This window comes from Streptomyces sp. TLI_185 (genome assembly GCF_003814765.1).
Taxonomy (GTDB): domain Bacteria; phylum Actinomycetota; class Actinomycetes; order Streptomycetales; family Streptomycetaceae; genus Streptomyces.
In genome coordinates this window covers 10,311,666-10,324,718 of sequence record NZ_RKRB01000001.1, presented here as the reverse complement: position 1 = coordinate 10,324,718, position 13,053 = coordinate 10,311,666, and the positions used below count along the sequence as shown (strand labels likewise).

Here is a 13,053-nt window from a genome sequence, read left to right as displayed (position 1 = left end):
GTGCCAGTGATCAGGTTCATCGAGGCCGACGGAACACCGCACCCCGTGGAGGCCGTCGTCGGCCAGAGCCTCAAGCAAGCAGCACTTGACCATCTCGTGCCCGGCATCATCGGCGACTGTGGCGGCTGTGCTTCCTGCGGAACCTGCCACGCCTACATCGACGAGAAGTTCCTGCCGGTCCTCCCTGCGGCTGATGAAAACGAGGAGATGATCCTCGAGGGGGTACCGGCGCCACGCACCTCCAACAGCCGCCTCACCTGCCAAGTCCCTGTGACAGCCGACATGGCCGGGATGGAAGTACACATTCCTGAGACCCAGTTCTAGGGACGGATCATGTCGCGAGTGCCAGGGTGGCTCGGCCGGCTCGGTGCCGGGCTCACCGAGCTGAGTGAGCGGCGCGCCGGCGTGGACCGGGAGAGTCGAGAGTCACGGAGCGAGCTCAAGGACGATACGGCCGCCGAGGAGTCCGGCGCGTCCGAGGCACCCCGGGCGGTTCAGGGCGCTCAGGAACTGCAGGGCATCTCAGGGGTCGGGGGAGCCGCCTCGCCGCCTGCGCCCGACTCTGAGTCGCCGTCGGCTGTCGTGTCGCGCCCTGAGCCCGCGCTGGCCGTCCCCTGGGGGGTTCGGGTCGCCGCCGAGGTCGGCTGGCGACTGCTGGTGCTCGCCGGGACCGTGTGGGTGCTGATGCGGATCATCAGCACGGTCCAGTTGGTCGTGTTCGCCTTCGTCATCGCGCTGCTGCTGACCGCCCTCCTCGAACCCGCCGTCGCCCGGCTGAAGCGGGCAGGGGTGCCGCGCGGGCCCGCGACGGCGCTCACCGCGATCTTCGGGTTCGTCGTCATCGGCCTCATGGCCTGGTTCGTGATCTGGCAGGTCTTGGAAAACGTCGACAACCTCTCCGAGCAGGTCCAAAACGGTATCGAGGATCTGCGCCGCTGGCTGCTCGACGGCCCCTTCCACGTCACCGACAAGCAGATCAACGGCCTCGCTCAGAGCCTGGCCGATGCGGTCGGCGCGAATACGGACGCCATCACTTCGGTCGGACTGGAGGGCGTGACGGTCGTCGTCGAGGCCCTCACCGGCATCCTGCTCACCTTCTTCTCCACCCTTTTCCTGCTCTACGACGGCAAGCGGATCTGGGAGTGGACCCTGAAGCTGGCGCCCGCGAACGCCCGGCCGGGCGTGGCCGGCGCCGGGCCGCGGGCGTGGGCCACGCTCACGGCGTACGTGCGCGGCACAGTGGTGGTGGCGCTCATCAACGCCTTCTCCATCGGCATCGGCATCTACTTCCTCAACGTCCCGATGGCCGTCCCGCTCGCCGTGTTCATCTTCCTGTTCTCCTTCATCCCGCTGGTCGGCGCTGTCGCCTCCGGCGCGCTGGCCGTGGTCATCGCGCTGGTCACCCAGGGCGTATTCACTGCCGTGATGACGCTGGCGGTGGTGCTGGCAGTGCACCAGATCGAGGGCCACATCCTGCAGCCGTTCATCCTCGGCCGCGCGGTGCGCGTGCATCCTCTGGCCGTGGTACTGGCGGTGGCCTCCGGCGGCATGATCGCGGGCATCGGCGGCGCGGTGGTCGCCGTACCGCTTGTCGCTGTCACCAACACGCTCGTCGGTTATCTGAAGGCATACTCCCAGGATTCAGCCCTGCACACGCCTGAGGGCTCGCAGAGGGTGTAGCCCTGCTCGGCACGAAGTTGGCCGCGGAGCCGGTCCCGTCGCGGCGATCGGCGCGCGCCCGGTCGGCGACAGCGATGAACGCCTCGATCGCCGCATTGGGAGGAGGAGCACCACATCGAGATTGCGATCGCGCAAGTTGATGCGACCGGGTTGGTTCTTGTCCGCTCGGAACTGCTGTCCTGCTGGCCCTACCGGTACGAGGAACTCGAAGTCGAGCTGCACCGGGTCGGACTCCAGACGGAACTGAGCACGTTCGATCTTGAGGCCGAGAACTACACGGTGGTCGCGAGCAAGGTATAAACACCGGACTCTCAATCCCTGGCCGGACCGCGCGGTTGCTCGCAGGACGCTTGCGCCCTCTCATCGGTGCGGGTTCAAGTGGTCAACGCCTCGGACGAGGAGTGCTCGTCGATCAGACGGCGGTAGATCCGGGGTGACGGTGTGGCCCTGTTTCCTGGTCCCATCCAGATCAATGAGCAGGATCTCGTCGATCAGCAGCGTGAACGGATCCAGCTTCGACGGCCGCGCCGAAGCGGTTGTCGTGCATGGCTGCGGCCAAGCCGAGGTCAGGGCCTTGTTGACCGTGCTCCACGGTGACGCCGTACGTGCACTGCAACGCCCGGTTCGACATGCCATCGCGGGAGTCGCGCCTTAGCGCGGCGTACAACTCGACCTTCGACTGGCCAGGCAGCATCGGGGGTGCTCCTTTACTGAGCACATCAGAACCCACATCTGGCTCAGGGCTCAGTAGGAACCAAGTGCAGCCGTCCAGCCCGACATCACCGATTCAAGTTCAGTAGCCAGGGACAACTTGTCCGCGGTTAGAACTACCCTTCATCCGGTTCCCGGTTCGCGTCAAGATTGTCCTGTCGAACAGAGGAGGTCGGACGATGGACCGGGCGTTGCTGGCGGATTTTCTCCGAGCGCGTCGTGAGGCGTTGCAGCCGGAGGATGTCGGGCTTCCCCGCGGGCAGCGGCGACGCACCGGCGGGCTGCGGCGCGAGGAGGTGGCGGCGCTGGCCGGGATGTCGGCCGACTACTACAGCCGAATCGAGCAGCAGCGAGGTCCGGCGCCGTCGGAGACGATGCTCGTCGCGCTCGCCCGGGCGCTGCGTCTCAACCAGCGCGAGCGTGACCACCTCCTCATCCTGGGCGGAATCCCGGCGCCGCGGCGGACCCTGCGGGACGATTACATCGGTCCCACGATGATGCGGATCGTCGCCGGCCTCTCGGATGTGCCCGCGATCGTGCTGTCACAGCTCGGCGAGGCGTTGCTGCAGACGCGCCCGGCGGTCGCCCTGCTTGGTGACTACACCCAGTACTCGGGCATGTCTCGTTACCTGGTCTACCGCTGGTTCACCGGTGATCCGCGGGTCCGTGGCCTGTACCCGGTCGAGGACCATCCGATACGGGGCAGGGTCTTTGCCGCGGAGATCCGGGACGCGTACACAGCGGATCCCACAGGGAGGGCCGGCGAGATCGTCGCGGCGCTGCTGGAGGCCAGTTCCGAGTTCGCGAACATCTGGCGGTTGCACGAAGTGGGAGTGACCCATCATCACGACCTCAAGCGCTACCTGCACCCCGAGTTGGGGGAGCTGGAGCTGTACGCCGAGATGCTGCTGGATCCGGAGCAGTGTCAAACGCTGCTGGTGTTCACCGCCGTGCCCGGTTCCCCGAGCCACGGCAAGCTTCAGCTCCTGACCGCCGTCTAGCGGCTGTCGTCCCTCACACACCTGAAGGCACTGTCTCGAAGCCGAGGCGTGCCCGGGTCCCACAATGCTTCAAATTCGAAGCATATTCTCTGCCATGAAAGGTGGCATTTGCCATGAAAGCAGTGCGTTTCCATGAGTACGGCACTCCGGACGTCTTGCGTTACGAGGACGTGGAACAGCCGGTCCCCGCGGCCGGGGAGGTCCGGATCCGGGTGGCCGCGACGTCGTTCAACCCTGTCGACGGCAACATCCGCGCGGGCTTCATGCAGGGCCCCATCCCGGTGACCCTGCCGCACACCCCCGGCATCGACGTCGCGGGCACGGTCGACGCGCTGGGCGAGGGCGCGGACAGGGTCGGGGCGGGTGACCAGGTTGTCGGCTTCCTGCCGATGACCGGCGCCGGCGCGGCGGCGGAGTACGTGCTTGCACCGGTCGGCCTGCTGACGGCGGCGCCCGCAAGCATCCCGCTGGCCGATGCGGGCGGGCTGCCGCTGGTCGGGCTCACCGCTTGGCAGGCCCTCTTCGACCACGCCAAGCTGACTGCCGGCCAGCGGGTGCTGATCAACGGTGCGGGCGGCGCGGTCGGCGGCTACGCCGTCCAGTTGGCCAAGCACGCCGGCGCACACGTGATCGCCACGGCCGGGCCGCGCAGCAGCGAACGCGTCAGGACGGCGGGTGCCGATGAGGTGTTCGGCCACGGGGTCCCCGAGCTGTCCGCGCTGGTCGACGTCGTGCTCAACCTCGCGCCGGTCGATCCGATGCACTTGGCCGCGCTGACCTCCGTGGTCTGCGACGGCGGCATCGTGGTGAACACGACGGTGTGGATGCCCGCACCTTCCGACGAGGAACGCGGCGTGCGCGGCGTCAACCTCTTCGTCAACAGCGACGCCGCGCAGCTGGCGAGACTGGTGACGCTGGTCGACTCCGGAGCGCTGCACGTCGACATCGCTCGACGGGTGCCGCTGGCCGAGCTGCCGGCGCTGCACGCGGAGGCCGCAGAAGGCGCGCTCTCCGGCAAGGTCCTCGTCCTTCCCTCCACCGCCTCTCTCACCTAGGCGACCTTCTCCGGCACGGCGATCGCGTCGCGTCTCCCTACAAGCGGTCGCGCCCTCGCGGGGGGCTGCGCTCTGCCAGACCTGGCAGAGCGCAGCCCCAGCAAATTCATGCCGGCCACAGCCGAATCTTGGCCTGGGGCTGCACCGCTCCTACGCATCACTCAGACCCATGAGGCAAAAAGAAGGACAGCCATGTCACTCGGTTTCGACCCCGAGTTCGCCCAGGTTTTCGCCCCCATGGCCGAGGCCATGGCGCACGCCACACCCCCGGCGGTTGGCGACGTGCCCGCACGCCGCGCCATGTGGGAGCCGATCATCGGTGCCGCCTCGGCGGCCCAGCCGATCCCGACCGACGTCACGACCGCCGAGCACCACGCAACCGCCGACGACGGCACACAGATCACCATGCGCTGGTAACGCCAAGACCGGGCCGCAGCGGGTCCGGCGGTGCTGTTCTTCCACGGCGGCGGCTACATCTTCGGCCACATCGACCTGTTCGACGGACCGGTCTCGCGCTACGTCTCCGCCAGCGGGGTGCCGATGCTGTCAGTCGAATACCGCCGGGCCCCCGAGCATCCGTTCCCGACGCCGGTCGAGGACGCCTACGCCGCCCTGCGCTGGCTGCACGAACACGCCGACGAACTAGGCGTCGACCCAGGCCGAATCGCAGTGATGGGCGACAGCGCCGGGGGCGGACTGGCCGCGGCTATGTCGATCCTCACCCGGGAGCGCGGCGGTCCGGCAATCGCCCGTCAGATCCTGCTCATGCCGATGCTCGACGACCGCACCACCACGCCCGACCCGCACATCGAGCCGTACCTGCTGTGGTCCTACGACGACAGCCGCACCGCGTGGTCGGCGCTGCTCGGCGACGCGGCGGGCAGTCCGGACGTGCCCGCCACCGCGGCTCCCGCCCGGCTCGAGGACGCGACCGGGCTGCCCCCGGCCTACATCGAGGTCGGCCAGCTCGATGCCTTCCGCGAAGAGGACCTCGCCTACGCGACCGAGCTCAGCCGGGCCGACGTCCCTGTGGAGTTCCACCTGCACCCCGGCGTCCCGCACGAATTCGACTCCATCGCCTCCACCACCGACGTCGCTCGCCGCGCCATCGCCGACCGCGTCCGCGACCTCACCTCCCTCTGACCCTTACCGCTCATCTGACAGCTCTGAACAGCAGAAAGCGACATCCCATGACTCTTTGGACCCCCTTCACCGTCGGGGCCATGAAACTGCCGCACCGGCTGGCCATGGCACCCATGACCCGCGACCGCTCCCTGACGGACGGCGCCCCCAGCGAGCTCAACGTCGAGCACTACCGGCAGCGGGCCTCGATGGCCCTGATCATCACCGAAGGCACCCAGCCCTCCGACGACGGCCAGGGCTACCTGCTGACCCCGGGCATCTGCACCGACGCCCACATCGCCGGCTGGCGCAAGGTCACCGACGCCGTGCACGCCGAGGGCGGCCGCATCGTGGTCCAGCTCATGCACACCGGCCGTATCTCACACCCGGACAACACCCCGCACCACCGCACGCCCGTCGCCCCTTCGGCCATACAGCCCAAGGGCGTCATGTTCACCACCGGCGGCCCCCAGGAGATGCCCGTGCCGCGGGCCCTCACCGCCGACGAGATCACCGGCGTCGTCGACGAGTTCCGCCACGCGGCGGCGGCGGCCGTCGCCGCCGGGTTCGACGGCGTCGAGATCCACGGCGCCAACGGCTACCTCCTCCACCAGTTCATCTCAGCCAACGCCAACAACCGCACCGACCAGTACGGCAGCTCTGTCACCAACCGCATCCGCTTCACCGCCGAGGTGACATCGGCGGTCGCCTCCGAGATCGGCGCCGACCGGACCGGCCTGCGCATCTCCCCTGGCAACCCCTACAACGACATCACCGAGCACGACACCCACGACGTCTATCCGACACTGCTCGACACCGTCGACCCGCTCGGCCTCGCCTACCTGCACGTCATCCAAGGGCCTGACGAAGAACTCCTCCAGCGGATGCGCCAGCAGTGGTCCACAGCACTGATCGTCAACCGCGCCGGCACCCCGCTCGACACCCGCTTCGCCGATCTCGACTCCGGTCTGGCCGACGTCGTCACGGTCGGCGCCACAGCACTGGCCAACCCCGACCTGCCCCACCGCATCCGCACGGGTGCGCCCCTCAACGAGCCCGACCCGGCCACCTTCTACGGCGGCGACCACCGCGGCTACACCGACTACCCCGCCCTCACCACCACCAACACCGCTGCGAGCTGAACCATGACCACTCTCCTCATCAAGCCCGACGACAAGACCGTCACCATCACCGTCCAGCAGCGAACCCGCAGCGCACCCCAGGACGCCTTCCGCATCCTGGCCCCCATCGACCTTCCCACCGTCTTCCGCCCGGTCTTCCCGTTTCCCGGGATCAGCGGTGTGAAGAACCAGACCGAGGCCTGGGACCACCCGGGCCCCCGAAGGAACCCGCAGTTCGACGACGGCTCCCAGGCCGACGAAGAACTCACCGAATACACGCCCGGATCCAGCTTCGCCTACCAGCTGACGAACTTCACCAACATCCTCTCCCGCCTCGCGGCCGGAGTTCGGGGCGAGTTCAACGTCAACCCCGACGGCAACGGCGCACTCATCCGCTGGACCTACGAGTTCAAGCCGCTGCCCGGCCGACGCTGGATCCTCGCCGGCCCCTTCGCCCCGCTCTGGCACCGCTACATGGCCGCCGCCCTCGACCGGTGCGTCCACGTCATCGAAACGGAGAATCACAGCGAGCCGGTGCCACCCCGCGGCACCTGACGGCCCGAAGCAGCACGACATCAGCATCCCGACCGGCCCAACCGGGTCGTGCCAACCGAGCTGAGCCCGTGCTACAACCCGTAGGAGGCCGGCGTCCCGCCGGCCTCCTACGGGTTCTTCGGCAATCGGGCCCCCTGCGCAGACGCGGCATCAAGGCAGTGATCCCCGGGAAGAGGGACCAGGCTGCCAACCGGAGGGAGAAGGGCTCCGGGGGTAGTCGGCCCGTCAGCCACAACGCCGACCTCCACAAGGAGAGGAACACCGTCGAGCGCCTGATCAACAAGCTCAAGGCCTGGCGAGGCATCGCCACCCGATAGGACAAGACCCCGACAGCAACCTCGCCGGCGTACACCTGCGCGCCTCGATGATCTGGATCAAAGATCTCACCCGGACCACCCATTGATCACGACTCCATACGCCCCATAGGTGGCGACCTCGGCGAGGAGATGGGGTCCGTTGTTTCAGGCACGCGATGCCGCGTGCAACGACGTCAGGGGGGCTGGCCGGGCGGTCTGCTCCACCGGGCCGCCCGGCGTAGTGGGACATGTCGCTACTACAAAGGAGATCGACGTGGCTGTGCCAGGTGGTGGCCAAGGGGTGTCGCGATGTGTCTGACGGCTTGCCCCATGCGCAGGGTCCGAATCAGGGCCGCCTGCCGCAGCACGGCGGCGTAACGGCTGACCGCGGCGTCTGACGCTCCGAGCTGCGAGGCCAACTGCCGTCCGGTAACGCCGCCGGACGTGACGATCGCTGCGAGTACTTCCGCTCTGCCGTCGCCCAGCAGGGAGCGGAGCGCGGCCATGTGGTCCAGCTCAACCCGTGGTGGGGCGCCGGCGGGGATCCGGATGGTCAGGAGATCGCTGGTTGGTTCAGCCAGGGTGACCCGCCGGTTGAGGGCCACTGGCTGGATCTGGAGCGAGCGCTCGCCGAGCTCAAGGTCTGCTTCGAATGCCGTCGGCACCTCCACGACGCCAGGCCGGAGCCTGATGTCGTGTCCGAGCCGGTGCAACATCTTCGACGCACCGCCGGCGACGTAGAAGTGTGACAGGTCGGCGGCGCGGGCCGCCACCGCCGAGCTGATCCCCGAGTGGTGCGGGTCGACCGCGTCGCTGCGCAGGTGGTCGATGGACGTGACCAGGATGCTGTTGGCGTGGTCGTCTCCTTCGGCAAGGGCTTTGGTGAAGGGTGTCGGTCGGCGGCGCGCGAACAGGTGGGAGAGATACACGTGGTCTACGCCCTCAGCAAGGTCTGGGGAGGTGCTGCGGGAGTAGAGCTGTGTCAGTAGTTGGTCAGGCTGTCTGCCGCCAGCAAGAGCACGCCCAGCAGCGGTCAACTCCGCGTCGAAGTCGGCGATGCCGGAAATCCTCACGTTGCCTAAACCCTCCGACCCTAGATGAATGCGTATCAACTACCCCCCAAGGTCTTGACGCTCTCGACTGGGCTTTTGCGCTACGCGGCAAAAGCTACCCGCGCGGAGGCCTAGACGAAACGATGGGGACACAACGCCCGGCACGGCGCTGTGCGGGGTGGGACAGCGCTGACCCCCTGGCTGACCTCGCACCTAGGGCGAATCTAGGGCGGCCAACGGACCCGCGTACATAGGTCTTCACGGGTGGTCAGCCGTTCCCGCGCAACGCAGAGGACAGCGACGAAAGGTTCGGTCAATGCAGTAGCAGGTGAACGGCAGGTCGGGGTCACGGCGAATTACAGACCTGCCAGCCCAACCTGGCTCGCGGAAAGCAACGAAAGCACACGCTCGGAGGCGTCGCCGAGGGGTCTTCGTCATCGCTTCTACGAAAGTGCGGGCGGGCGATTCCATGAATGCGGCGCAAGCACATGAAGCACATGACATTGCATCAGAGAACCACGAAGAGGAGCTGGACATGACCGTACGATTGAGGACTGCACAGCGCACAGCCCGGGCGTTGGCCGTGACCGGGATGCTGATGGCAAGTCTCACACTCGGCAGCGTCGCTACCGCGGTGGCGCAGCCCACTTCTGAGAACCTCGGGGCAGAGAAGGCGGTACTGGTCAAAGTCGTTTCCGCCACGGACCACAAGGCTGCCTATGCCAGCCTCTCCGCCTCGGACAAGGCGCTGTTCGCCAAGGCTCTCACGCACCAGAAGGTCACGGAGGTGAAGCACACACACCGCATGTCATCAGCGGAGGTCTCGGCCGCCGTCGCCAGCGACGAGCTGGCGGCAAAGCCCGCGTTCGCGGCCATGAGCAGTGGGGGCGGCTGCTGGTCCGCCTACGCCTACGACACGTGGAGCGACCTCACCGTTCGCGAGGGCAACACCTGGTTTACCCTCAACTGGTGCAGCGACGGCACCAGAGTCACGACCTTCGACTACCGCAACGTGGGTGCTCAGGGTCTCAACACCTTTCAGTTCACGGGCATCGAAGCCAACATCGAGCAGAACTTCGGCTGGGAGGCGCGCGAGGCCATCGAGTACCGGTTCAGCTTCGAAGGCAAGCGCTTCTACGTCTGTTCGCAACTCCGCGGTGGTGCCACCGGCCTGTACTCACACCGCCAGGACTGCAACATATGGGCGGCTTGATCCGCGCCGGGCGGGTTCCTAAACCCCGGAGCAGTGGGCCGGTAACCTGATATCAGGCGGACCGAGGGTGAACGAGCTGACCGGCGCTTCGGATTGATCAAGCTGCTGGGTCCCTCGGTGGTCCTGAGCAGCGGTGGTGTGGACCCACGCCACGGCGTTTGCCACTCCTTCCGTTGTGTCACCGCAGCCTCATGGATTCCCGTTCGGGGAACGGTCACGGCGACCGTTCCCCGAACGCTTGGGCAATGCTTCAATTTCCGCGTGTTGGCCCTTGACCTGCTGATACAGGTTTAGGAACAGTCACGACTGCGGTGGAGACAGGACGGCGCCTGCTTCCGCACGGCCTGCCGCCGCGCGGCGCGGCGATGTACTACTTCACCAAGTGGCGCGACGACAGCACCGACCAGACCATCCACGACCTGCTGCGCTGGCAGGTGCGGGAGAACGCGCGGCGGAAGGCGGACCCTTGGAAAACGGCTCACTGCCAGCGCAGGAACCGGAGCACCGCCTGCACCCGCCGGTGCTCGCGCTCGCTCTGCTCCAGGCCGAGCTTGGTGAAGACGCTGCGTACGTAGCCCTCGATCGTCTTGGGGCTCAGGACCAGCTCGGCGGACAATGCGGCGTTAGTCAGCCCCTGGGCCATCAGCGCCAGCACCTCCCGTTCGCGGTCGGTGAGTTCGGTGAGCGGGTCACGTTCCCGTCGTCGGCCGACCAGCCTGGACACGAGTTCGGCGTCGATCACGACCTCGCCACCGGCAACACGTCGTACGTCGACCGCGAAGGCACCGAGGTCGGACACCCGGTCCTTGAGCAGGTAGCCGACCGCACCGTCGAACTCTTCCATGAGCCGTAGCGCGTGATGCACCTCGACATACTGTGACAACAGCATCAGTCCGACCTGCGGCGCGAACGAGCGGATCTCGGCCGCGGCCTCGATGCCCTCGTCCGCGAAGCCCGGCGGCATCCGCAGGTCGGTGATCACCACGTCCGGTGGGTCGCGGCGGACGAGGCCGACCAGCTCGGCGCTGTTCCGTGCCTGGGCCACCACGTTGAAGCCCTCCTCGGCGAGGATGCGAGCCATCCCCTCACGGAAGAGGACCGCGTCGTCGGCGACGATCACTCGCACGGCAGCACCGCCCTGATCCGGGTGCCGCCGCCGGAAGGGCTGTCGACCTGGAGGTCACCGCCGAGTGCGGCGAGGCGATCCGCCAGCCCCTGCAGCCCTGTTCCCGTTCCTGGGCGTGCGCCGCCGCAGCCGTCGTCGGTGACCTCCACGCACAGCCCGCTGTCGACCGGGGCCACGTCGACGACGACTACGCTCGCGCCCGAGTAGCGTGCGGCGTTGGTGAGCGCCTCGCTCACCACGTAGTACGCCGTCGCCTCGACGTCGCGTGGCAGGCGACCGGCGTCGGCCAGGCGCAGTCGCACCGGGATCGCCGACCGGTCGGCGAGCGCGGCCAGTGCGGGCTCGAGACCCGACTGGGCCAGCACCATCGGGTGCAGGCCGCGGGCCAGCTCACGCAGTTCGGCGGTGGCCTCCAGTAATTGCGCCCGCGCCTGTTTGACCCGGTCCGCCATCGCCGCGCCGTCGGCCTCCGCCTGCTTGGCCAGGGCGCCGAGTTCCAGCCCCAGGGTGACCAGTCGCTGCTGTGCACCGTCGTGGAGGTCGCGCTCGATGCGCCGACGAGCCGCGTCCTCGGCGGTGACGATCCGGCGGGCCGCCGCCTGGATCTCCTGCACCTGTTGCTGCTGCACGATGATCAGCCCGGTCTGCGCGACCAGGTCCGCCAGCAGGCGGACCTCCGTGGCGTTGAGCGATTCGCCCGCCGGCTTACGGACCGTGATCGCGCCGCGCACGGTGCCGCGGTGGACGATGAGCCGGACCAGCCGGCGCGGCCCGCCCAGCGCGGCGAGCGCTGCCGAGCCTGCATCGACCGTCGCAGCCGGCCAATGGCCCTGCGGCACCAGACAATGCTCGTCGCCCACCCACACGACAACCTCGGTGGCGCCGACCGCGCCTGCGACCGTGGCTGCGATGGCGTCGAGCAGGTCCTGCGGCGGGTTCTCGAGGTGGGCCGACAATCGGGACAGCGCTTCGTACGGGGTCGCGCGATGCCCGTACACGAGACGATCCGCCAGGCGCTGGGCCCGCCGCCGCAGCGGCTCGAACGCGACGGCGACGACGGCCGTCGTGAGCAGCGTCAGCATTCGTTCGTCAGCCGGAACCACGGCTCCCGCACCGACCACGATCGCCACGTACGCGGCCGTGATCAGCAGCAGCATGGCCCCGACGACGAGGGACTTGTTGATGACCGGGTCGATGTCGTAGAGCCGGAACTTGAGAATCGCGAACCCGGCGGCGACCGGGATCAGCGGGAGCGCGAGCAGGCCCGGAACCGGGCTGCCGAATGCCAGCAGGCCGGCCACCAGCAACACGATCGCCGCGACCACCGCGAACACGAGCCAGCGCATCTGGCGCACCTCGTCGCCACGAGCGCGGCGGATACGCACCACGATCGCGGCAGTCCACAGCACCTGGAAGAGCAGGTAGCTGTACTGGGCGTACTTCCAGACGCGGTCCGCCGCCTCGCCGCCAGGCACATTCAACGGGTGCGGAGCAGCCAGTCCCATCCGGTCGTACTCCACCGGCCACAGCGCCGACACCACCGCGAGTACTGCCGCGACCGCGAACATCACGACCAGGGCGGGCCGCCACAGGGGTGACGGGAGCCGCCCGTCGGGGAAGGCCATGAAAGTCCACCCGGCCAGCGCGATCGCCAGCGGCAACGGCCACACCCCGACCCAGCCGAGCCAGGAGGCCGCGACGAGGGTGCCGCTGTGCAGGCCGTACTGGCGGCCGAAGAACATGACCGCGTGCAGCACCCCTGTCGCGACGAACAGCCAGCCCTCCGGGTGCCGCGGCCGCATCCGGACGACGTACAGGCCCACGGCGGTGAAGGAAGCGCCGATCAACCCGTTGTGCACGTTCTCCAGGTGGAAGCCGAGGTACCAGCCGTAGCCGACAAGGGCCGCCACCACCAGCGCCACCAGTGCCGCCCCGGCTTCGCGGACCGTCGGTGGTGCCTGGTCGTGCGCCTCCGTGGCCGCTGACATACAGACATGCTGGCACAGCGGCAACGCTCACGGATGAGGGTTGTCCCTGGTCGAAGTGCAGGGTGCGCACCGTATCCCGGACTTCCGAGGAGGGACACGGTGGAACGACCGACTCGTCCCGACCGAAGGAGTC

13 protein-coding genes and 2 pseudogenes are annotated in these 13,053 nt (G+C 68.1%); 11 read left to right on the top strand and 4 right to left on the bottom strand.

Annotated elements, in window-relative coordinates:
- The first annotated feature begins 6 nt into the window (after nt 1-6).
- The 3 genes from EDD92_RS47550 to EDD92_RS47540 all read left to right on the top strand — a co-directional run bounded on the left by EDD92_RS47550 (nt 7) and on the right by EDD92_RS47540 (nt 1,980).
- On the top strand, nt 7-324 hold the full coding sequence (locus EDD92_RS47550) for a 2Fe-2S iron-sulfur cluster-binding protein (RefSeq protein WP_221268223.1): 318 nt from the start codon (nt 7-9) through the stop codon (nt 322-324).
- Between the two features lie 9 nt (nt 325-333).
- Nucleotides 334-1,680, top strand: coding sequence for an AI-2E family transporter (locus tag EDD92_RS47545; protein WP_123970062.1), 1,347 nt, complete (start codon nt 334-336; stop codon nt 1,678-1,680).
- 150 nt (nt 1,681-1,830) lie between these two features.
- Complete coding sequence (locus EDD92_RS47540) at nt 1,831-1,980, top strand: hypothetical protein (RefSeq protein WP_260327244.1); 150 nt, start codon at nt 1,831-1,833, stop codon at nt 1,978-1,980.
- A gap of 169 nt (nt 1,981-2,149) precedes the next feature.
- Here EDD92_RS47540 and EDD92_RS47535 read toward each other — a convergent pair whose 3' ends face one another.
- Complete coding sequence (locus EDD92_RS47535; RefSeq protein WP_123970061.1) at nt 2,150-2,374, bottom strand: hypothetical protein; 225 nt, start codon at nt 2,372-2,374, stop codon at nt 2,150-2,152.
- Nucleotides 2,375-2,570: 196 nt separating this feature from the next.
- On the opposite strand from EDD92_RS47535, the gene EDD92_RS47530 reads away from it, so the two are divergent.
- From EDD92_RS47530 to EDD92_RS47505, 7 genes and pseudogenes are all read left to right on the top strand, one after another.
- A complete protein-coding gene (locus EDD92_RS47530; RefSeq protein WP_123970060.1) occupies nt 2,571-3,392 on the top strand; it encodes a helix-turn-helix transcriptional regulator in 822 nt (273 codons plus the stop codon).
- 113 nt (nt 3,393-3,505) lie between these two features.
- Entirely contained in the window at nt 3,506-4,447 is a 942-nt protein-coding gene (locus EDD92_RS47525; RefSeq protein WP_123970059.1) for an NADP-dependent oxidoreductase, read from the top strand.
- A gap of 192 nt (nt 4,448-4,639) precedes the next feature.
- Nucleotides 4,640-4,864, top strand: coding sequence for a hypothetical protein (locus EDD92_RS50615; protein WP_221268222.1), 225 nt, complete (start codon nt 4,640-4,642; stop codon nt 4,862-4,864).
- Nucleotides 4,865-4,891: 27 nt separating this feature from the next.
- Nucleotides 4,892-5,590, top strand: a pseudogene (locus tag EDD92_RS47520) (alpha/beta hydrolase); the annotation flags it as partial.
- Nucleotides 5,591-5,637: 47 nt separating this feature from the next.
- Nucleotides 5,638-6,711 carry an alkene reductase gene (locus EDD92_RS47515; protein ID WP_123970058.1) on the top strand — a complete coding sequence of 358 codons (1,074 nt, stop codon included), beginning with the start codon at nt 5,638-5,640 and terminating at the stop codon, nt 6,709-6,711.
- Nucleotides 6,712-6,714: 3 nt separating this feature from the next.
- Nucleotides 6,715-7,245 (top strand): SRPBCC family protein, encoded by a 531-nt coding sequence (locus EDD92_RS47510; RefSeq protein ID WP_123970057.1) that lies wholly within the window; start codon nt 6,715-6,717, stop codon nt 7,243-7,245.
- Between the two features lie 38 nt (nt 7,246-7,283).
- Nucleotides 7,284-7,648 (top strand): annotated as a pseudogene (locus EDD92_RS47505) (IS5/IS1182 family transposase); the annotation flags it as partial.
- Between the two features lie 150 nt (nt 7,649-7,798).
- Here EDD92_RS47505 and EDD92_RS47500 read toward each other — a convergent pair.
- Nucleotides 7,799-8,653, bottom strand: a complete 855-nt coding sequence (locus EDD92_RS47500; RefSeq protein WP_123970056.1) for an ArsR family transcriptional regulator — start codon at nt 8,651-8,653, stop codon at nt 7,799-7,801.
- A gap of 523 nt (nt 8,654-9,176) precedes the next feature.
- On the opposite strand from EDD92_RS47500, the gene EDD92_RS47495 reads away from it, so the two are divergent.
- Nucleotides 9,177-9,806 (top strand): hypothetical protein, encoded by a 630-nt coding sequence (locus EDD92_RS47495; protein WP_123970055.1) that lies wholly within the window; start codon nt 9,177-9,179, stop codon nt 9,804-9,806.
- 478 nt (nt 9,807-10,284) lie between these two features.
- Here EDD92_RS47495 and EDD92_RS47485 read toward each other — a convergent pair whose 3' ends face one another.
- Together EDD92_RS47485 and EDD92_RS47480 are read right to left on the bottom strand one after the other, a co-directional pair.
- Nucleotides 10,285-10,932 (bottom strand): response regulator transcription factor, encoded by a 648-nt coding sequence (locus EDD92_RS47485; RefSeq protein ID WP_123970054.1) that lies wholly within the window; start codon nt 10,930-10,932, stop codon nt 10,285-10,287.
- Nucleotides 10,923-12,920: a histidine kinase gene (locus EDD92_RS47480; RefSeq protein ID WP_123970053.1), complete on the bottom strand. Its 1,998-nt coding sequence runs from the start codon at nt 12,918-12,920 to the stop codon at nt 10,923-10,925. Before EDD92_RS47480 ends, EDD92_RS47485 begins: the two co-directional genes overlap by 10 nt.
- Between the last annotated feature and the right edge of the window lie 133 nt (nt 12,921-13,053).